The organism is Nodosilinea sp. LEGE 07088 (genome assembly GCF_015207395.1).
GTDB lineage: Bacteria > Cyanobacteriota > Cyanobacteriia > Phormidesmidales > Phormidesmidaceae > Nodosilinea.
Genome location: NZ_JADEWX010000046.1, coordinates 15,234 through 35,361 on the forward strand (window position 1 = coordinate 15,234; position 20,128 = coordinate 35,361).

Genomic DNA, 20,128 nt, shown 5'->3' on the forward strand with positions numbered 1-20,128 from the left:
GCTCATTAGTTTCCAGAAGGACTGGTACCCAAGGCACCGGGGATGTAGATCGGAGCCTGGGCGGAGCCGGAGATCGAAATTTGGCGCGCCACCTGCTCTCGGCGGTTAACTTCGTCGATGCCTTCGCTAGTGTTGGCGGCAAGCTGGGTCAGCATCCCCTGGAGCTGGTGGAGCTGTGTCAGCGTCGTGTTGTTTTCAGCGGTGAGCTGGGTCTGCTCGTGGAGCAGGGCTGCAACGGAAGCTTGGATCTGGGCATTTTGCTTCATCACGTTTTGGGTGACGTTCATGCCCTGGGCGTCTTCAGCCATGGATTGCGCCTGCTGGGTGTGAGCCTGACTGTTGTCGAGTAGAGCGGATGTTTGCTCAGCTTTATCGGAGAGTCGGGCTTGGCCCTGGTCGCCCAGCCAGGGCGAGGCCATCGAACGAGCCACTTCCTGGTCGTAGCGGTTGGCCAGATCTCGCTGTTGAGTGGCTCGATCTGTGCCGAGAATGCTTTGAATCGGCATCGCCTCGTCCATTCGCACCCGGTGCAGGTCAGGGAGATTGCTACCGAGAGCGGCTTTGAGAGATTCCCACTGATCGCCCAAGACATTCTGAAGTGCCTCTTCGGCTAAGGCCGTCGTCTCTTCGATTTGGGCCAGGATGTCTTCCAGCGGATTAGACAGGTTCTCCATAGCCCAGTCTTGCCACTGCTGGCTCCAACCACCGGGTTGCAAAGAGGCATGAGCCGTGCTGATGCCGAGCAAACCGAGACTGAGGCTGGTGCCCAAGATAAGGCGATACCGGATTCGGCGGCGTTTTGATTGAGTTGTCATGATGACCTCCGAGGGGTTGCAGATTGGGGCTGATGGCCATTGGGAGTAGCCAGTTCAGCCGATGAATGAATCAGTTCAAACTGAGGGGTGTCCGCCGCAATGGTGTCGAGGGACTGGCCATTGCGGAGTGTCTGGACGTAGTCTTTGGCAAAGGCGGCATACCCAGCAAACTTGTTAGGGTGTTGGGCTAACACCCGCTGACGCGCCCGCTGCTCTTTGGGATTGTTGGCCACCGCTCCCAACAGTTCGGGAGAGGGATAGTGGGCACAGGGCGTTAAGCAAGCATCAGCATCGAGCAGCCAGTGAGAGCAAAGCCGACCCGGACTGATGCGGAAGGACTCTTCGGTGTTGGGCCGCAGCAGGCTGGGGTCGTAGCCGAACAGTCGCTGGTAGGAAGGCAGCGCGTTGGGCTGGATGGCCCCCACCAGGCGGGTGTTGAGGTTTTGCAGGATCTGTGACCCAGCGACGGATTGAGCAATGGTGTCAGGGTCTTGGCCGATGATCAGGGGGCGTATGCCAGACTTGGCCCCGTTGGCGCAGACCTGGCCGATGATCTGGGCGATGCCGTTGTACTTGAATAAAATCGGACTTTCATCGATCGCCAGCAGGGAATCAGAGACCTCCAGCGCTCGGCGGAAGGCCATGGATTGAGCCGAGAGGGCAAGTACCGCCGCTTCAATGTTGTCGCCGACGTTGCGCAGAGCAAAGACGGTAAGCCTGGCATCGGTGCGAATGGTGGAGGGTTGGGAGATGGCTTTGCCGACGCGGCTGGAGAGCCAGCCCCGCAGCTCTAGCAGGATGGTGGCGACGGCTTCATTGAGCAGCGCCGATTCCACCTCCAGATCCAGGTTGGCGACGGTCTCAACAAAGTCAGCCAACGTTGGCATGTGCTGCCACTCTGGACTGCCGAATCCTGATTCAAACGCCGCTTCATAGCGGGTCAGAATTTGGGGAGTCTCGAAGAAGTTGGACAGCGCCTGCCAGAGAACGGTATGAACTCGCTTGCCCAGCTGGTTGTCGGTCTCGGTGCCCATCACCATGGTGTCGAGAGCTTTGACCAGAAACTCCTTGTAGTCGTCTAAACGCTCTTGCCGCTGGTTATCGGGCAAGCCTTTAAGATCAGGAATTTGAAACAGGTTGTTGCTCTCGGAGCCGATGTCGAAATAGGCTCCCTGGTCACCAAAGAACTTCACCAGGTCGGTGTAGGTGGTGGTGCCATCGGGTTTGGGATAGTCGAGGGAGATGACGTTCATCCCGTTGGCGATCGCCCACACGAAGATCTCCGCCGCCAGCACCGACTTCCCGCTGCGGGTCTCCCCAAATACCAGCATCCCCCGGTGCTGATTCACAAAGTCCAGGTAAACCGGCATCTGACCGTCGCGGGTGATCAGCTCGATGCCCCCGTTGTCGATGGTGCGGGGGCAGGCCACAGGCATTAATCCTGGGGCTTCGTTGGTGAGATACATTTGCCTGCGGCCATCGTCGATCAGTCTGTCGCTCACAATCGGCAATGACCTGAGCCACAACTGCCAGGCAATCTCGGTCTCCCGGATAAAGTCGCCCTGATGGAAGGCGTTGGTCAACTTTTGGCAGGCTTCAGCTAGTGACTCTGGACTATCGCGATGCAGCAGCACCAGACCACTCACCCAGATGGGGAGTGCTCCCTCATAGATCCGCTCCTGGGCTTCCACTCCCTGCTTCATCCGCATTTGAGAGGCGACATCCACATCCCGCAGCAGGTTGGCGCGGAACGTAGCGGTGACGCTTTGCTTGGTCAGCCGTTGCAAAGTGACGCGGGTCATCATGCGATCTGCGGCGGCGAGTTCGCAGACACATTCGCAGTCCGGGAATTGAGCTAGAGCTTGCCAGAGGTAATAAAGTTGGTGCTCCGGTGTGGTGAATCCAGCGGGTTTGGATTCCAGCACTACCGCCCCGACGAACTTTCCTTTAACCTGCACCCACTGGCGGTCGGCTTTGGGATGGCTGGGCTGACCGTTCTCCCCACGGATCAATCGGGAGACGGAATAGATGGGGTCGTGGATGATTTCGTTGAGCTTGGCGGTGCCGTCAGCATCACTCAGCTCTAAACATTGAGGTACCTCTGGTAGAGAAGTTGAATTGAACTGAGCCCAGAGATAGTGCCACAAGTCCTCGGTTCCCATCGGAGTAACCTGAAGCCCCATACGGGCGTTGAGCTGCTGCTCCCAGTGCAGGTAGCCGTCGGTAAAGCCCTGGGTCAGAAGCTGTGCGTAGGACTGCTGCTGGTTCTGCTCCTTTAATCCCTTGAACGTGTCGTATTGGGCCACCACCCAGGCCAGTAGTTTTTCAACGTGGTCGGCGCTTTGCTCTTGCCCTGACCCGAGGGGGTAAGTAGCGAAGAGGTAGAGCTGCTTGGGCTGGCGTTGCTTTTCGGTCGTTAAATCGCGGGTCGCACGTTGTTGCGCCAGCAGCAGGAACTGGCTTTCCAAAGTAGCGGTGGACTGAATCAGGGTTTCGAGGGACTGCTGGCGATCCTTGTCATCGGCAAACGATCGCCAGTGAATCCGCAGCCGATCCCCCGGACGAAACCCCTTGAGGCCATCCTCCAGCCGCTTCAACGTGGGTTCCGCCTGTCCTGGTTGCAGCTGGGTGTGAATGCCTCGACTGCGAAAGCCAAACACCAGACTGTACTGCCGCTGGTGCTTGAGCAAATAGGCTCCGACATTGCGCCCTCGCAGATTCAGACGGCACAGGCATTCCAGGTGCGCTTCATCTTCAAACGGGCGAAAGCGGTAGCGTTGCGTTCCAAGCCTTGGTTTACTCATGGTGCTCAGATAAATGACGCTGATAGGGCATATGGCCCCGTTTCCAATCGGGCACAGGCACAAACTTGTGGGTAAAGAGCCAGGTTCTTTCGCCGACCACGACCCACCAGGTAGAAATGCCCCAGGTGCTGAGCAGTAGAAATGGGACAAACCCGAGCCCAAGTAGGACTTCAATCAAGATGTAGAAGCCGACGAAGATGCCGCCCGAGGGGGCGAGCAGGTTGGCTGGGATGGGGCCAAGGGAAGGCTGTTGGCCCAGGCTCGGGTTGACCGGGCAGTATAGGCGCGAGTCGTCGCTCATCTCAGGCTCCGAAGAACAAGCGACTCAAACCTTCAACAATGACGACGGCGGCAATGATGATGAAGGCGTTTTGCAGTAGCGGCTGCCACTGTTCACCCCGCTGGGCCTGGTAGACGGCAAAGAACACAAAGCCCACGGCTGAGACCCAGACCACTAGGCGCAGCAGGCCAAACATAAAGCTGATAATGTCGCCATCCAGGTATTGCCCGAAGATGTTTTGGGCCTGTCCTTCGACGGTATCGAAGAGCTGGGCCATAGCCGGGTTGGCGTGGGTTGTGATGCTAATGAATAGCAGGATTCCGGTAACTAGACCGAGCAGCGTCCAACCGCTGATGCCACGGTATTTGATATGAGCAAGTTGATTCCCAGGTCTAGAAAGAATTTGACGGCTGCGCCGGATGCACTGAGACGCAATGCGCCCCAGAGGGTTAGATACAAGATTCATATCTCCTACTCCAAGAGATTCAGGACGTAGGTAGATTGCTCCCTGGCAGATTGAGCAGGACGATTTTGGCAGGAATGGCAGAGTGTTGGTCTCGCCATCCGCAGTCAAGAATGGAACGGGGTCAGGAACTTAAGATTGGTGACTCAATCTTTATCGTACTTTTACAGAAAAAGTACTACTTGGCAATACTGGATTAATCATCCTGAAAAGTAAAGCAGGTTTTAGATTTTGTTTACATTGTCAGGAGGGTAGTCCTGGAAGATTAAGCTTGAATACCCATATGAGTTAGATTTTCGTGCCTTCTACAGTTACTTTGGCGTGATCGGTGAGTGGGTGTAAGTAGGAGGAATCCTTGATTAAGGTGATGTGAAGCGGAGACAGGATCTGACTCATATGTCTTAGGCTTCTGTGAACCTATGGTGCGCTGACTTTCGACACCATAAGTAGGAGGCTAGGATAGCGACAGTTGGTCTCGTCACTATTCCGTTATGGTCAAGTCGCCTGTGCCTCAAGACAAATCCCCGTCCGACACCTCAGAGAGTGGATGTCGCCCAACGTTCTACATGACAACTGAATTACTGGAAGCGATTGAGGCGCAGTGTGCGGCGGAGGGCAATCGAAAGCGATCGCCTTTCCTCGCCGAAATCTTGGAACTTCTGCTTACGAGTGATATGGGGCAGAGCCTGCGGGAGAGTGCCCAAAAGCACAGGCGTCCTCTGGCCCATGAGCTGGAGGCGAATCTGGTTTTATTTAATGAGCACCTCCCGACCGAGCGCATTGTGGAGTTGGCAGAGGCCAGTCAACGCAACCCAGACCAGATGCTGGTGCGTTTAGTATTGCTGGGCTTGCGGGTATATGAGCGAGCGATGGCACGTATGGAAGCAGAAATTGAAGGTGGATCTGAGCTGATCCCTTAGCCCTCGAAGCTGTTTCAATATTTCGTCCGGATTTTGCCTGCCGACTCGGTACAAGTGATGTATTGGTGATATTTGCTACTCAATTGATTGCGTAGCCGAGGGATGGCCTGTTTGCCCCAGGGTTTTTGTCCTCGTATCACTACCATCGCACACGCAGGGTTCTTGGACTGAGATGACAAACAATTTGGATCGAGGCTTTGGGGGCAAGGCATTGGGACATATTCCCAATCTCGCTGCCAGCGTTCTGGATAGAGCGGTGGCGGAGTGAGGGCAGTATGGCTCGATTTTTGACACGTCGCTATGTGGCGGTGACCTGGTCTGAGGCGACTCGCCTGGCGGCATTGGATGGCACACCCTGGTCAGAGATTCGACGGGCTGAGGAGGTGCAACTGCTCCATCGCGAGGAGTGGTGGGCCTGGTGGTCTGACGGGCAAGTGACGACGGCGATCAGTTTGCCGTCGTCGCTGTGTCCGCAGAGTTTGACAACGGATGCAGTCGCCTTAATCTCCGAGGTTTGGGAGAGCGACACTAGAGTTCCTCAGTGTGGATGGGCAACTCTGACGCGAGTGGACCTGGTATTGAGCCGAGAGCGATTGCCGCAGCCGCAGAACACGAGTGGTTTTGCCTGGAGCGCTCTGGAGCGATTGACCGTGCGGTTTACCGACAATTTGGAGGGCGTTCTTCACTGCTGGTACAGGGGCTATGACGGGGGCTTTGAGTGCCAGGTTGAACGAATCATCTGACTTTGAAGCAATAGGAAAACTGAAACACGCACTGGGGATAAATAGTAGCTATAAAGGTTTGACAACCAGCGAACAGCCAAATAACAAGACTATTCCATGGATGTATCCTGTAAAACATCACTAAAGTTGGGACACCTAGACTGGAAGTAGGTTCTGGCTATTTTTTCTCTAAATCCATATGAGCGGGGGCATCCTCAAATTTAGTAACAGCAATCCAATACCCATGTCCCAACCTCTCAAACCCGTCACCATTTACACCGATGGAGCCTGCATCGGCAATCCTGGCCCTGGTGGCTATGGAGCAGTCCTGCTCTATGGCGAACACCGTAGAGAGCTATCGGGCGGCTACCAACTGACTACAAACAATCGGATGGAGATGATGGCAGTGATCGTTGGCCTCCAGGCGTTAAAGCATAAATGCGCTGTGACGGTCTATTCGGATTCTAAGTACGTTGTCGATGCCATCATGAAGGGCTGGGCCATGCGCTGGCGGGCAAAAGGGTGGAAGCGTAGCCAAACTAAGAGCCCCGTCAATACCGACCTCTGGCAGCAGCTACTAAGCCTCTGTGAGCAACATCAGGTCGAGTTTCGCTGGGTTAAAGGCCACAGCGGCAATGTAGAGAATGAACGATGCGATAGCCTGGCGGTAGCTGCTGCTCGGCAACCCAATCTACCGATTGATGAGGGCTATGAGGTTCAGCCCACAAGCCAGCAAAGCGCCTTATTCTGAATGGAGCTTTTGCCAGGGGGCCGCAAACCATGTCCATCGCTACGGCTGAGAACGGATGGATTAATACTACTGATGGTCAAAATCCAGAGGTCATCACCAGGGCACGACAAATCCTTGACAGCACTATCTACGGCACCCTCTCTACCAGCTCTCCAGATGGCATGCCCTGGGCTTCTCCAGTCATCTTTACCTATGACTCTGACTGGAACCTGTACTGGTCTTCAGCAATGGTGGCCCAGCATTCCAAAAACCTCTATGCCAACCAAGGCCGAGCAGCGATCGCAATCTACAGTACCGATCGAGAAGAGGGCAAAGGCCAGGGGCTCTATCTCTCCGGCACGGTGGCGGAAGTGGAGCCGGAGAACGTAGGGCGGGTCATTTCCCTGCTGCAAAAACGAGCGGCTAAGGGGCAACAGCGATCGCCCGCTGATTACCTGGCCCCATCCCCTCGGCGGCTCTATCGGTTTCAGCCCCAGACCGCTTGGATCACAGGAGAGCATCTGGCTCTGAGTGAGACCATCTTGATTGACACAAAGATTCAACTTGACCTGGCCAGCCTCGTCGTTAACCCTTAGTCTCACGCACAATCCTTTACTCCCAGCAATTTTCTCAAGCAGAGGCACCGCTATGGCCAGGTCGTTTCAAAACTATCCTGGCCGTTGCCATAGACCAAATCGCCAAACTGCCGCCAGTGAACAGCTTCCTGCTCAGACATGGGTGGCGATTTGAGGACAGCAAGATTAGCTTCAAGCTCCTTACGGGTTTTGGGAGCTGTTAGCACCAGCTGAATAGCGGGTTGGGACAACCCAAAGCGATAGCAATCCAACGCTGTTGGCGGAGCAGTGGGCCAGTCGGTGGGCTTCTGCAGGAGCGTTCCCCAACGAGTGCTTGTAAAGGCGACGACGGGGATTTTAGCGGCCTCTGCCATAGGCAAGACGGTTTCTTCAGCCTTGCGGTGGGCCATGTTGTAGCGATGCATTAAAACATCACAAAGCGATTCTTGGTTCAGCTGCTGGGCGATCGCCCGATTGTGGGTGGTGATGCCCACATATCGAATTACACCCTCAGATTTCCAACGATAGAGCTGATCCGCCAGGGCTTTTACCTGCTGCCAATCATCAGCAGGGGAGACATATTCAGCAAAGAGAATGTCTATCGTGCTGATATCAAGGGTCTGCTGTACCTGCTCAAGATACTCTCGCCAATGGTTAAGCTCTCGCTTCTCGCTCCCTGTAGCCACAATGACAGACTCTCTGTGCTGTTGTAATAGCGGCTTCAGATCGTTGATGATGGGGTTGTCTCCGACGCCATAGGAAAAGAAGTAGTTGACACCAGCCTGCCAGGCCAGATCAACGCAGCCCGACTCCATAGGCTGCTGGCCAGCCAAGCCAAGCCTGCTGACGGAGTTGCCCTGAATGGTTTGAATGTCCATAGCGGCCTTGTCTCCACAGATTCTGTGACTGCCAGAAGACTACTCTCCAAGCGGTCAATTCTCTGGCCCCCAAAAGGCTGACCACTCTTCCTCAGTGGGTCCCCAGAATCGCATCCAGTCTGGTTCCACAGCGGGGGTCTTTGGCAAGCTACTGCTAGAGGGCTGGGCAACAGGCATTAGTGACTCAAAATCTGGGCATTGGCGCTGCTTAGGCCCCATGGGGTGAACGGCACAGAGCAAATAGGGACTTCGAGCATTGAAACGACAGCTCCGACATTGCCGATTGGGGGAGAGGTTGATAGACGTATTCACCATTGCCCAGATGTCGTTGTCGTCAGATCGAGTCGATGTGAAAATCTTAGCCTCTGGCTTCCGGCTTTGAGTAAGCGGCGCAGCTCCCCTGGACCAGTGGTGGCCAGCAGATGCGATCGCAGCGGAGAATGTTCAAGTCACGGTTGTCCCAGCAAAGCATCTGTCCTGTAAGACTGTCCCCTGTATCGAGTCAGCTCTGGTGGCCGTTTAGAAAAGGCTACAAAAGGAAAAACCCCGGCCCAAAGGACCGGGGAACCCATCAGGGTGCATCTAAACAAATATGCCTTACACAGCAGAATGCCCAGATTACAAAAATGACTCGCACAGCTAGGCAAAATGGCTGAGTAGCTATAGCCAACCAGGTCAGCGATCACGCGATCGCTAAATTTAGCTATTCCTCGTCATCAGCGCCAAGTTTGACAAGCCGAATGTGCTTATAGCCCAACTTGATTTCAAACTCATCGCCTGGCTCCAGACCCATTTCCTGGGTATAGGCAGCACCAATGACAATTTGGCCATTCTTATGCACCGTGACACTGTAGCTTGCCTCACGACCCCGACCATCCTTACTTTTTTCAGGCTCAAGCTGGATTCCCTTGGCTGACAACAAGGCATCGTAAAATTCAGACAGGTTTACCCGAGTCTCACCCCCTTTGCCAGCAGTGTAATAACCACAAACTTTGGCTAGTTCACGTTTGGACAGGGCATCATTCTCCTTGACCTTGGCTAAGAGTTCTTTCCCTGTCAAAGCTTCTTTGCTCTTTACCGCCATAAATTGAACCACCTATTTCTATAAGGAACACTGAAGCATACCTTTAGTTGGATTATAGATGCTGATGTTTAAAGTGAACAACTTAAAATTTATAGACAGAAAAATTTTTTAGTAAATTCGTGCCCTGATCAACAAAGTAAGACTGAGTTGGCTTTGAAAGTTTGTTCTGGTGATGATTGATGTTGAACAGTTGCTTGAGTAGTGGCTTGCCCACAATAGTTGTATAGTGGCACACGTAAATACTGGGTGAGTCAAACAGGCGATGGAAATCTCAGACACTGCTCAACTCAAAAGGATAGTTTTTTGTCAGGGAGATCTTGAGCGCGGAGAAATTGGGCCAGCTGATTGAGTTGGACGAGATTCAAGCGGGCGATCGCAGGCATAGAGTAGCAAACTGGCATTCTGCTTTGGCGGAGTACCGGGATGACAGGGTTTTGGCAGGATAAGCAGCAACAGTGGAGAACGGTCAGTCGCCCTGAAACAAAGGAAAAAGGTTTTCCCAGGCGTGAATACGCTACTCTGGTGATTCTGTCATTGATTCAAGCCTGAATGTGTTTAGACCATGCCTGCAAGAGGGGAAATTGACATCACGGTTAAATTTGACGGTGTCCCAATCGCTACAGCTGGTTCTGGCGGGATTACCAAAATCGAAATCTACTGTAGCGGCTATGTCGTCCTGGCTGACATCAAAACCAAAACTTTCAAACGCTTCCTTGAGAAGGCTATGGAGTATGACTACTGGGAAGGCGTCGTCAGCGACAGGCTTCACCATATCCAAGGCCACCAGTTAATTCTTACCCATGCTGGCATCCACTGTCGTGAAAAGAAAATAGGAGGCTAGGAAAATGGCAGACTACGAGAAAAGCAGCTTCATACCCCAACCCCAATCAGTGTGGCAATAAGTAGATCACTCAATGTTGGCAACGGATTCTTTTCTACAGAGAATAGGTTGGCTTAGGATAGCGTGAAGGGGGTTAGGCCAGGACTAGATTGCTGGCAGGGCAATTACTCCATCAATCAGCGTTATGAGACAGTCCTAATGGTTACTGGATTGCTCAGATTGAATAGAGCGATACCTAGCAATAATTTGGTGCATCTCTTGCTGCACCACCCGATGCACGCTGGAATCAATCTCAAGCGGCTCTGAGAAATCTGGGGCGATCAGGAAGACATTACCATCCTTGTCAAAAGCAAGGCGCATGTCTTTAACGTCTACAAAAGGTTCCAAGTCCTTCAAAAAGATGATGAAAGGTATTGAAGATCTGGCCGACATCTTTGGGTGAAGCCATATGATTTAGTCGTTAAAGCTTGAAACAACAGTCCGGACAGTTTTAGCAACGACGCTATAAGGCTTACAGGGCAATCACTCTAGCAATTTCCTATTTAAATCAAGGTTAGTTTTCAGGCTGACATTGATTTAAATACTTTGAGCAACGTAGGCTCTGGCTTACAGGTAATATGGAGGGCAATTTTTTGTCCGGGGTATTGTTGAAATACTGATTCCAAGTAAACACAAGATGATTTTATAGGATAACAGAAAAGTTAATAAGGTAGAACCTATACCAGAGATTTGTTCTCTTGCCTTAAAAGCTTTGCTCCCAAATGATTGGCAATACCTTTACCCCCCTGTTCCATGACCACATGATGGTTCCATTCCATCAGGGGGCGAATAAATACAGCGAGCAAATTCATCCAGGCTTTTGTCGTTTTCACATTCCAGAAATAATGCACCAGCGTTCCCTCATCTGTACTCTGGAGTTCCCAGCGCCCGTTTCCCTCGACCTCACCAACGGCTTCTAACTCAAGCAAATAAGGCTCTTCTACCCGAGTAGTGGTCGATCTGAATGCAATCGAGTAACCCAGAGGTGTCTTCCAGGCAATAGTCCAGACTCCACCCGTGCCATCTGGACTACCGCTCTCAATCTGGCTCACCTGGTCCACCGCCTTCCACCATCCCGGCAAAGCTTGGTAGTCAACAATCGTATCCCACACAGCCTCGATAGGAGCATCCAGCAGCCAGGTAGTTTGAAATCTATAGGTCGCCATATCTGTGACCATTAACCAGCCAACATCAATATTAGAACACCCTCATAACCCAGTCTCACAGGACAATGAGACACCCTCACTTCTAACCGGATAGTCTAGAGTAGCTGCCTTCAGACCTAACCTATGGGCTTCCCTGTTCCCGGCGATGCAATTGAGCAAAGCCTAGACCTCAACCAACACCTGATCCACAACCCCGCTGCCACCTTCTTCATGCGGGTCGAAGGAGATATGGCTGCTGATCAGGACATTCAGCCAGAGGATTTGCTTGTGGTCGATCGCTCCCAAACGGCTCAGGATGGCTCTCTCGTTGTGGCAGCGATCGCAGGTGCCCTCCAAGTCCTCAGAGTTCAACAGCACCACGGTAAATTAGTGCCTGCTACCGACTGGGCACCAGAATAAACCCTAGATATAGAAATCTGGGGCGTCGTCACGACTCTAATCCGCAAAGTCTAAGCCACAAAAAACCCCACTGTTGCCAGCGGGGTAGGAGGGTCGTTGTTGTTGTGGAGGAGGAAAGCTGTGGTCTACCGGGCGTAGTGAACACCGCGATAAGTCAGTTCTGCGGGCTGCTGACGTTGCGCAACGGTGACCTGTTTGCGGGCGTATGGACGGCCCATAAAAGTTGCTGTTTCGCCGCTGGGGATAGCTTCGATAGCGGTGGTAGACGCGGTGTAGGAATTGCCGAGGAAAGAGAGTTGCATAGCTGGAGGCTCCTGAGTGACGGGGGTTGTCTCGATGAAACTATAATCCCGCGAATCTTCGATTGAGGTGGTGACGGCGGTATGAGTCGGCTGGTGATAGTTCTGGAGCCAGGATGTGAGGCAGCGGGGCATTGGCGCTGACGGAGATCACGCCTTCGTGCGATCGCAGTATCTCAGATGACGTTTGCCAGAGCGTTAGCGGTGGTGACAATAGAACAATCTCTTAGGGCAGTGTGACACCAACTACTCCAGAGGATAGTATAGGAATACTACTGCATCTATCTCCCACTACTTCTACTGCTGTAAGCCCCTGTTCCTCTTAGGATCTGGCTATGTTCGCCTTGGTAGATTGCAACTCTTTTTTTGCATCCTGCGAAAAGGTCTTCCGGCCCGACCTGGAGGGTAAGCCCGTGGTGGTGCTCTCTAACAACGACGGTTGCGTCGTCGCTCGGTCTGCTGAAGCCAAACGTTTGGTAGCTATGCAGGCTACGCTGTACTCAGTTCATGACCTGGTGAAGCAGGGCAAGCTGCATGTCTTTTCCTCAAACCCAGTGCTCTACAGAGATATGTCTCGTCGGGTAATTCAGACTCTCCAGCACTTCAGCCCCGAGGTTGAGCAGTACTCCATCGACGAAGCCTTTCTGGGTTTGCACGGGTTCACCAAAGCTGACCTGAGCGACTACGGCCAACGAATTCGTACCACCGTTAAGCAGTGGACAGGCATACCCGTATCGGTGGGCATCGCCAAAACCAAGACCCTGGCCAAGCTAGCGGCCCATGAGGCAAAACGATATCCCAGCGTGAATGGAGTCCTCAACTTTGAAACTCTGGCCGACCCAGACGCTGTGCTGGCCAGCATCGACGTGGGCGAGGTGTGGGGCATTGGCCGCAACCTCAAGGCCAAGCTCAATACGATGGGCATCAAAACTGTGCTCCATCTCAAGCAGGCCAATGAGCGGATCATCAAAAAGAAGTTTGGGGTGCTGGGTCTAAGAACGGTTTTAGAGCTGCGCGGCACTCCATGTTTTCCGATGGAGCCGGTAGCCGCCCCGGTCACGATGCGGATTGTCTCACGATCCTTTGGCCACCTGGTGACAGAACTATCGGACATCAAAGAGGCGGTGGCCACCTACACCACCCGCTGCGCTGAAAAGCTGAGAGCCGACGGCCTAGTGGCGGGTCACTTTACTGTCTCCATGCGCACCAGCTATTACCGCCCTGAAAACCAGTATTCAGCCGCCCGCTCGGTCGAACTTGACCCACCGACCAACGATACTGCTGTGCTCATCCATGAGGCCATGAGGCTGGCAGAATCCGCCTTCACCCCTGGCTATGAGTATCTGAAGGCCAAGGTCATTGCTACCGAGCTAAGCCCCTCCGATGAGGTACAGGGTAGCTTGTTTGCGGCCTCGGTAGATACCGAGAAGCGCGACAAGTTGATGGCAGCTATGGACACCCTCAACCGCAAGCTCAGCCCCGATGCCGTTAAGTTTGGGGCGATGGGTCTAAAGCCCACCTGGGCGATGCGGTCAGAGTATTTCTCTCAGCGCTACACAACTCACTGGGGCGAGATTCCGACTGTGAAGGTTTGGCAAACGCCCCAAGAGCAATCAACAAGACTGTCCTACAGGACAGTTCTAGCAGGACAACCTCAAAACCGGGAAATCTAGAATTTAGGTTCGCTCTCGCTGCTACCTCCCTCTCCAAGGTTTTATGCGGTTCCTTTTCCTCAAGCTGCCGTCCCTAATCACCAGAACGTTTTTCTATCTGGCCGTTTTCCTGACCCCAGTGCTGGGCGTTTGGCTAGCATCATCCCTGGTGGCCTATATCAACGGCCCGAAGCTACTGACGGTTTTCTCAGGCATTCTCCTATTTCCTCTGGTGCCCATTCTGTGGGACATGCGGGGTCACAAGAAAGGTAAGGGACCGGGCATTCTCACCTGGGGCGATCGCATTACCCTGCGTACCCTGATCCTCAACCTGGCCTTTCTCTTTCTGCTGCTAGCATTGCGGCCTCAGACCTCGTTTTTGGCATTATCCACCCGAGGCGACTGGTTCCTCGATGGTATGCAGGGACCACAGGTAGAGCTAGCGCGAACGAGCTTGTTCACCGTGGCCAGAGGCCTGGAAGGGCTTTATCTAAGATTCCACAACAACCCCTTTGAGCAATACGCTGACACTACCCAGGTCAGACCTCAACCGCCACCCCAAAATAGACCGGCAGGCCAAACTGGTCAGGGCAAAGGGTGGCCCTGGGCAGAGGCAGGGCTACACCCGGCTGTCGTCAACATGCCCGCCAGCGCTGAAACCAGCATTGCTTCAGTCGCTCAGTACATTGCCAGTCAGGAAAAAGATCCCATGCTGCGGGTCAAAGCACTCCATGACTATGTGGCCGATCGCATTGCCTACGATGCGCCCAACTACTTTGCCGGGAACTATCCACCTCAGGATGCGGAGACGGTGTTTCAGCGGCGGGTGGCGGTGTGTGCAGGCTACGCCAAACTGCTGGAAGCTCTGGGTCAGGCCATTGGCGAAGAGATTGTCTATGTGACCGGCGACTCCCGCAGCTCCACCAGCGATCTGGAAGGACAGAGCCATGCCTGGAATGCCGCCAAGATCAACGAGCAATGGTATTTAATTGACGCCACTTGGGACAGTGGCTCTGTGGATCGGGCATCTGGCTTTACCAAGGCCTACAAAACCGATTACCTGTTTCCGCCCCCCGAGGTAATTGGGATTACTCACTTCCCTAAGGAAGAAAGCTTCCAGCTCAGGGCGCAGCCGATTACCAGAGGGGAGTTCCTGCGCCAGCCGATGATGCGAGCCCGGTTCTTTGCTGAGGGAATGCAGTTGGTTGCGCCGATGCGATCGCAAACCGACACCAGCCAGAATGCAGTAATCGAACTGCAAAACCCTAACCAGCGCTGGTTGCTGCCCAGCTACGCCCTCAAAGGCGCTACCCAAGCGAAGCACTGCCTGGAGAACGCTACCCAGGGGCCAGTGATTACCTGTCCATTACCGACTTCTGGAGCCTACGAGGTCAGCCTGTTTAGTGGTGATGAGCAGTATGGAGACTTTGCCTATGTTGGCCAGGTTGAGTTCAATCGGCGCTAAAATCACCATCCCAATTACGAGTCAGATCACCCACCCGTTGGAACCCATGCCGCTTTTCACGCTTAAAGACAAGCAAACCGCCGCCGTCAAAAGCACTTAATTTGGCGCTGAAGGCATTCAGGAGCGCACCGACTTGCAAGCTGCCCTCAGAGACAACATCAGCTAACGGCTCAGTCAACCAGTGTTAGTCTTAGGAAAATTAGCGATTACCCTCCAGAACTAGGCAAACTCATGACTAACGAGTCTTACTCCGGCAGACGATGACATGGGCGTAGACACCTCTCCTCCTGTAAAAAACTCTCCAGACCAAGATCAGGCTATCCCAATTTTGCCTTACAGCCTAATCGTGGGGCAGGAAACGCTTAAGCTGGCGCTGGAGCTAGCCTACATCGCTCCACGACTGGGGGGAGTGCTGCTGAGTGGCCAGCGAGGTACAGGCAAATCTACCGCTGTACGTGCCTTTGCCAGACTGGTCTACGACGATTTACCCGTTACTCTGCCGATCAATGCCACCGAAGATCGAGTGGTGGGTGGCTTGGATGTGGACAAGCTGATGCAGAGTGATGCCCAATGGAAGGACGGCCTGCTGGTGGAGGCGAAGGACAAGCTGCTCTATGTCGATGAGATTAACCTGCTGGATGACCACATCGTCAACATTATTTTAGATGTGACTTCTACTGGCAAGCTCGAGGTGCAGCGGGATGGACAGAGGTTTGCCAAAGCTTCGTCAGGATCGGTATTGAAATTACAAACCCTGCCCGTCGTTTTGCCTTTATTGCCGAAAAACTAACAACTATTGCTATCCAGCTTCATCGACAAGATTTCTATCGTGATGTTGGTCTGAACATTTTTGAAACTTTGTTATCTATGAACCTCAAGGAGACCCAATCTGCTCTAGAAACACTAGATCGTAGACCTCTTAGACAATTCAACTACACTGGGCCTCGGCGCAGATCGCGTAGTCGCAAAAAGCTTACTTGACCGTAACTTCCCTTTGATTGGACAGATCTGCTGGCATTGCGCTCTGGTTCCAGCTAATACTCCCCTATGCTAAAACGGGAAACAACAATCCGAGCAACGGTATATTGCTCCGTGCTGACATTCATATTCTCTTCGATCTCAATCTACTGCCTATCGATCCTGATACTCTAAAAGTCTTCTTACATCCCAACATACAAAATACCGACTATCAATCTCTACACAAGAAGTCAATCCAAATTCTTACAGAGGAAACTGTACAGCCTGATCAAACTCTGCTGAGGCAAAGACTCAAACAGTGTTGCTGGTTCTATAGAGAGTAAACCCTCAATACGGGAGAATTAGGGGAAGAACTCTAATCGTATTTGTCCCGCAGACAAATTGATCTGGAAGCCCAGGTTAAAGTTCCCGACAAAAATTAATGAGGCATTGTCCTACAAAGCCCTAAAGTAGCGGTGCTGCCATCTTCACGCACACAGCCATTCATCACCAGGGCGTAGGTGTGCAATTAAGGGTCTTGTGCTCGGCTCGGCTCGTGCTCAAGCAAAGTGACCACCAATTTTGCTGCTCTAATCAGGCTCCTGTCGCGCCGCGCCGGATGTAGATCTGGGTCTCTTTCCAATCAGCGTCTTTTTACCCGAACAGTGCCTTGTTGGTGGTAGTCTTCCCTCGCCAGATTCGTATGTAATCCCGTGATTTAATCGGGCTGAAAAACAGCATACGCAATACGCACCGCCTTTTGCGTGCAAGCCGAGATAGTTCTCAAAAAAGCCTTACTTTGGGGCTGTTGTCCCCTCAACAGACAACAGTTGTTCCCAATATCGCCATCATATGATTGCCCTTCATCAAAGGGGCTGTGGGCATTGGTGGAGCCTGGCAAATTTAAATGCATCGGGTGTGAAGAGACTGATAAAGCCCGGATTGTCCGGGCTTTATCGGAAATTTTAGGCGGCAATAATTACTTAAGACGGGGAAGGTTCTTGATCCTCTTGGAGGATAGGGTTAATCGGCTGTTCCACCTCACAATCACTCATGGCTTGTCCCTCCTGGGAGATAGGGGCAGCTGGCTGCTCTATGACCCAACCACTGATGGCTTGTATGACACCAGGCCCAACCAGAAAACCGGAAAAAACCAAGAAGACAGCCTGCATCAATCTGGCGATGAGTATTTTGCTAACACTCTCGACAAAAGTTTGAGAGAACGAAATAGTGATATACACGTCATTAGGTGGTCTCGCTGACATAAAATCCATCCTTCAAAAATGCTGAGCAATAAATGGATGAACTAAATATCAAATATAGAGATATCCTCTGTTCATCACATACCACTTATGGTAGAGGGCGTAAGCACAGACTTTCTGCATTTTGACCTGTCTTGCATTGCAACTGGACAGCCACAAGTTCTTGATTAGATTTCTAGGCTTCCAAATCGGATGCGTCAGCGCTGGGACAGGAGCCTGGCTGAGCGCCAGGGTCTCTCGATAATGCAGCTCTGTCTCGCTATAGCGTCCCTGATCGCCATAGAGCCCCAACATGTTATTGAGGCTGTTGGCGACGACCATCCGGCTGTCGCCAACAGCCGCTGTCGCGACTCAAATTGGTGTGGTTCACCTTGCCGCACACCACAAATATCGTGGTCGTCAGCGTCAGCAGAAATGGGCGATGGGGTTTGTGAAATGGCCTGCTGTCTCCAGTAGACCGGTTAGAATCCGAGTAAGGTTATCCAATGGTGCGGCACACTAAGTGTATTTGTACTCCAGAAGGTGGGTAGCTTTCTTTCTATCCTCGGCACAACTCTCCGGAGTATTGCTGAAAGCACCCAGCAAGAAACCGTCTATGTTACAGGAATCATTTTGCGTACTCACTGCGCCCGAGAATCCTCTCAGGCATTCACTCGCTCTTGCTTCAGAAGCAACTTTTTCCTCTTCACTCCCAAATCTTTTCGAGAGTTGTGCTTTGATCAGATGACAAATGCCGTCTCGCTTGCCAAATTGCCGTGGGACAAACGCAGCAGCTTTTTGCACAATCGCCTCGCAGGTTTGATAATCCTCTTCCCTCATTATTGCAAGAGTCGCAAGCCAACTGGTTGAACCTTTGACAACTCGCATCCAACCAATCAAACTTGAGCGATCAGCAATCTCCTGGAAAAGTGCTTGAGCGTCCTGATACTCTCCTTTCAGATACAAAATAATTGCCTCGTGATAACAGAAAGCAATATCGAATCGCTCTTTCAATCGAGGCGGCAACAATTCTGCTGCGGCAAGAAGACTAATCTCTTCTTTCCCTTCACGAATATACTTCCCGGCAGCGTCCAATTCGCGGTGGCGAATGGCAAGCCTAACCAAGGTTTCATGAGCATCAATCATTAGCTCAACGTACAGCTTTTCGCCTAGTTCATTGACAAGAGCTTTTCTTCGTTCTCCGCTCTTTGGAGAGTCTCCTACCTCAGTTCCCACCTCAGTGACGAATGGTATAATCCCTTCCGCCATTTTTTTTGCTTTCTCTAAATTCTGAAAGCATCCAGAAGAAGTATATACCCAGATAAGGGAGGTCGTCGTGAGATATTTTGTCCCGTGGTGTCCTCTCACAGAAGCTTCCTTTCTAAGCCACGCAGCAAAATAGATGCGCTCTTTTACATGACCTGTTGTCTGTAGAAGATGTCTGAGATCGAAAAATATCTCTCTTACCTGTTCATAAAGACCGTATTCGATGGCCTTATACAAAGCAATTCTTAATTGTGGCCAGAAGTGCTCAAACTGAAGCTTCACTTTATCCCAATAATCGAAGTCATAATGCGTTCGCGAGCCAAATAAAAATTTGATTTTGAATTCCTTTAATCGCTCGGTCAAGATTTCCCAATCATGCGCGAACACTATAGAATCAATATCCATCTTAAATCTAGGCATTGTTTCTTTATCATTGCTTCCATCTTGTGCTTCCTCTTTGAATACATCAGGAAAGTTATCGCAAGACTCTTGGCTAATTCCCATGGTGACACCAAACTCAATGGACTTCTCGAAAAAGTTAGTATTTGGAAAGGAAAATCGTCGACAATCAAGAACGCAACACTTGATACCATACCTGTCGCTTAGGGAGAAATGGAGCCTCAGCTTTTTCGATCATTTCCCGACTTTCTTCTTCCTTGCCTTGCTCTCGTAGAAGAGTGGCTATCCAGCTGATGGCAGCTTGTTCCACACGAATCCATCCTATCAAATTTGTCTCCCATCTAATCTCCCGAAATACCGCCAAGGCTTCTTCGTAGAATCTAGTCTGATGCAAATAGAGGCCGTATTGATAAGCCAGCGGTATGGTGCATCTCCTTTGAAGTCTAGGAGATGCAGACTGGAAAGCGGGAATGCTCTCAAGCACACTGCGCGACTCGTCTATCAGCTGCCTGAATTCGTCTCTCGTGATGAGCCGCGCTTCTTGCTTCGATAAACGCAATTCCAGTCTTGGGTTTAACTCGGGAATCATCGCAAGAACGGGCATGCGATCAGGGATTATAGAATCACGAAAGTCAGGCTCTTGGATGATTCCCGATGACTCTGCGAATAATTCTCTTGCTTGTAGAAGGCTTTCCCGTGTCCCTTGATTTGTCAGGATCCATGCCTGTGCCATCGAAGCCTCGGCATACATCTGCCTGTCATTGTGCTCTTTTGATTGCTGACGTAACCACCTCGATACCCTGTCTACGAACTGCGTTGCTCCACAATGATAAGCCACATTTTGAACGTTTTGATAGATCACCTTAATTTGCGAATAATACCCGTCCTCTTGCATCGCTTGTTCAAGTGTAGAAATAATCACATTTTCATTGATCTCAAAACAGCGCATCCTTAGATCAAAATGATCAAAATCCAAGTTTAGCTTCTGGCGGATCACAAAATCTCTGGTTCTTCCGGCAGCATGGTGATAAGTTTTTCTAATCAGAAAAGCAAGCTAGCAAGCGCTTACGGAAATTCTCAAAGTTTACAAACCCATAAGCTTGGCGCTTAATCAACTTAATTCGATTGTTGAT

The 20,128-nt window shown here is 51.9% G+C and carries 23 protein-coding genes and 1 pseudogene; 10 read left to right on the forward strand and 14 right to left on the reverse strand.

Going from position 1 to position 20,128, the window contains the following annotated elements:
- Positions 1-5 precede the first annotated feature (5 nt).
- From IQ254_RS12655 to IQ254_RS12670, 4 genes are read right to left on the reverse strand one after another with little or no spacing between them, the layout of a single operon-like run.
- A complete protein-coding gene (locus IQ254_RS12655; RefSeq protein ID WP_193966519.1) occupies positions 6-815 on the reverse strand; it encodes a hypothetical protein in 810 nt (269 codons plus the stop codon).
- On the reverse strand, positions 812-3,619 hold the full coding sequence (locus IQ254_RS12660; protein WP_193966520.1) for a hypothetical protein: 2,808 nt from the start codon (positions 3,617-3,619) through the stop codon (positions 812-814). The genes IQ254_RS12655 and IQ254_RS12660 overlap by 4 nt, the downstream gene beginning before the upstream one ends.
- Positions 3,612-3,920: a hypothetical protein gene (locus IQ254_RS12665; RefSeq protein WP_193966521.1), complete on the reverse strand. Its 309-nt coding sequence runs from the start codon at positions 3,918-3,920 to the stop codon at positions 3,612-3,614. The genes IQ254_RS12660 and IQ254_RS12665 overlap by 8 nt, the downstream gene beginning before the upstream one ends.
- Position 3,921: 1 nt before the next feature.
- Positions 3,922-4,365, reverse strand: coding sequence for a hypothetical protein (locus IQ254_RS12670; protein ID WP_193966522.1), 444 nt, complete (start codon positions 4,363-4,365; stop codon positions 3,922-3,924).
- A gap of 563 nt (positions 4,366-4,928) precedes the next feature.
- Here IQ254_RS12670 and IQ254_RS12675 point away from each other — a divergent pair.
- The 4 genes from IQ254_RS12675 (at position 4,929) to IQ254_RS12690 (ending at position 7,330) form a co-directional block, all read left to right on the forward strand.
- A complete protein-coding gene (locus IQ254_RS12675; RefSeq protein WP_193966523.1) occupies positions 4,929-5,282 on the forward strand; it encodes a hypothetical protein in 354 nt (117 codons plus the stop codon).
- Between the two features lie 275 nt (positions 5,283-5,557).
- Positions 5,558-6,025: a hypothetical protein gene (locus IQ254_RS12680; RefSeq protein ID WP_193966524.1), complete on the forward strand. Its 468-nt coding sequence runs from the start codon at positions 5,558-5,560 to the stop codon at positions 6,023-6,025.
- A 223-nt stretch (positions 6,026-6,248) separates the two neighbouring features.
- Positions 6,249-6,755 (forward strand): ribonuclease HI, encoded by a 507-nt coding sequence (gene rnhA / locus IQ254_RS12685; protein WP_193966525.1) that lies wholly within the window; start codon positions 6,249-6,251, stop codon positions 6,753-6,755.
- Between the two features lie 29 nt (positions 6,756-6,784).
- Entirely contained in the window at positions 6,785-7,330 is a 546-nt protein-coding gene (locus IQ254_RS12690; protein ID WP_193966526.1) for a pyridoxamine 5'-phosphate oxidase family protein, read from the forward strand.
- Between the two features lie 50 nt (positions 7,331-7,380).
- Here the strand turns inward: IQ254_RS12690 and IQ254_RS12695 are convergent, their stop codons facing one another.
- The 3 genes from IQ254_RS12695 to IQ254_RS12700 all read right to left on the reverse strand — a co-directional run bounded on the left by IQ254_RS12695 (position 7,381) and on the right by IQ254_RS12700 (position 9,271).
- Positions 7,381-8,187, reverse strand: coding sequence for an aldo/keto reductase (locus IQ254_RS12695; RefSeq protein ID WP_193966527.1), 807 nt, complete (start codon positions 8,185-8,187; stop codon positions 7,381-7,383).
- A 54-nt stretch (positions 8,188-8,241) separates the two neighbouring features.
- Positions 8,242-8,502, reverse strand: a complete 261-nt coding sequence (locus IQ254_RS33605; protein ID WP_228040622.1) for a DUF6464 family protein — start codon at positions 8,500-8,502, stop codon at positions 8,242-8,244.
- A gap of 388 nt (positions 8,503-8,890) precedes the next feature.
- The gene (locus IQ254_RS12700) at positions 8,891-9,271 is read right to left on the reverse strand and encodes an AbrB family transcriptional regulator (protein ID WP_193966528.1); all 381 of its coding nucleotides are present in this window, start codon (positions 9,269-9,271) and stop codon (positions 8,891-8,893) included.
- A gap of 562 nt (positions 9,272-9,833) precedes the next feature.
- Between IQ254_RS12700 and IQ254_RS12705 the strand changes: the two genes are divergently transcribed.
- Complete coding sequence (locus IQ254_RS12705) at positions 9,834-10,112, forward strand: hypothetical protein (protein WP_193966529.1); 279 nt, start codon at positions 9,834-9,836, stop codon at positions 10,110-10,112.
- Positions 10,113-10,307: 195 nt separating this feature from the next.
- On the opposite strand, the gene IQ254_RS12710 is transcribed toward IQ254_RS12705, so the two are convergent.
- A complete protein-coding gene (locus tag IQ254_RS12710; RefSeq protein WP_193966530.1) occupies positions 10,308-10,544 on the reverse strand; it encodes a hypothetical protein in 237 nt (78 codons plus the stop codon).
- A 284-nt stretch (positions 10,545-10,828) separates the two neighbouring features.
- A complete protein-coding gene (locus IQ254_RS12715; protein WP_193966541.1) occupies positions 10,829-11,317 on the reverse strand; it encodes an SRPBCC family protein in 489 nt (162 codons plus the stop codon).
- A gap of 123 nt (positions 11,318-11,440) precedes the next feature.
- On the opposite strand from IQ254_RS12715, the gene IQ254_RS12720 reads away from it, so the two are divergent.
- Positions 11,441-11,716 carry a S24 family peptidase gene (locus tag IQ254_RS12720; RefSeq protein ID WP_193966531.1) on the forward strand — a complete coding sequence of 92 codons (276 nt, stop codon included), beginning with the start codon at positions 11,441-11,443 and terminating at the stop codon, positions 11,714-11,716.
- A gap of 125 nt (positions 11,717-11,841) precedes the next feature.
- On the opposite strand, the gene IQ254_RS12725 is transcribed toward IQ254_RS12720, so the two are convergent.
- A complete protein-coding gene (locus IQ254_RS12725; protein ID WP_193966532.1) occupies positions 11,842-12,018 on the reverse strand; it encodes a DUF4278 domain-containing protein in 177 nt (58 codons plus the stop codon).
- Positions 12,019-12,350: 332 nt separating this feature from the next.
- On the opposite strand from IQ254_RS12725, the gene IQ254_RS12730 reads away from it, so the two are divergent.
- Positions 12,351-13,688: a Y-family DNA polymerase gene (locus IQ254_RS12730; protein ID WP_193966533.1), complete on the forward strand. Its 1,338-nt coding sequence runs from the start codon at positions 12,351-12,353 to the stop codon at positions 13,686-13,688.
- 43 nt (positions 13,689-13,731) lie between these two features.
- A complete protein-coding gene (locus IQ254_RS12735; RefSeq protein ID WP_193966534.1) occupies positions 13,732-15,132 on the forward strand; it encodes a transglutaminase domain-containing protein in 1,401 nt (466 codons plus the stop codon).
- Here the strand turns inward: IQ254_RS12735 and IQ254_RS12740 are convergent.
- Complete coding sequence (locus IQ254_RS12740; protein ID WP_193966535.1) at positions 15,119-15,310, reverse strand: hypothetical protein; 192 nt, start codon at positions 15,308-15,310, stop codon at positions 15,119-15,121. The genes IQ254_RS12735 and IQ254_RS12740 overlap by 14 nt on opposite strands.
- A gap of 87 nt (positions 15,311-15,397) precedes the next feature.
- Here IQ254_RS12740 and IQ254_RS12745 point away from each other — a divergent pair.
- A pseudogene (locus IQ254_RS12745) lies at positions 15,398-15,874 on the forward strand (AAA family ATPase); the annotation flags it as partial.
- 256 nt (positions 15,875-16,130) lie between these two features.
- On the forward strand, positions 16,131-16,433 hold the full coding sequence (locus IQ254_RS33610) for an HNH endonuclease signature motif containing protein (protein WP_193966536.1): 303 nt from the start codon (positions 16,131-16,133) through the stop codon (positions 16,431-16,433).
- A 1,416-nt stretch (positions 16,434-17,849) separates the two neighbouring features.
- Here IQ254_RS33610 and IQ254_RS12755 read toward each other — a convergent pair.
- The 3 genes from IQ254_RS12755 to IQ254_RS33615 all read right to left on the reverse strand — a co-directional run bounded on the left by IQ254_RS12755 (position 17,850) and on the right by IQ254_RS33615 (position 20,128).
- Complete coding sequence (locus IQ254_RS12755) at positions 17,850-19,100, reverse strand: hypothetical protein (RefSeq protein ID WP_193966537.1); 1,251 nt, start codon at positions 19,098-19,100, stop codon at positions 17,850-17,852.
- A 64-nt stretch (positions 19,101-19,164) separates the two neighbouring features.
- Positions 19,165-19,971: a hypothetical protein gene (locus tag IQ254_RS12760; protein ID WP_193966538.1), complete on the reverse strand. Its 807-nt coding sequence runs from the start codon at positions 19,969-19,971 to the stop codon at positions 19,165-19,167.
- A gap of 61 nt (positions 19,972-20,032) precedes the next feature.
- Positions 20,033-20,128, reverse strand: coding sequence for a transposase (locus tag IQ254_RS33615; protein WP_369011301.1), 96 nt, complete (start codon positions 20,126-20,128; stop codon positions 20,033-20,035).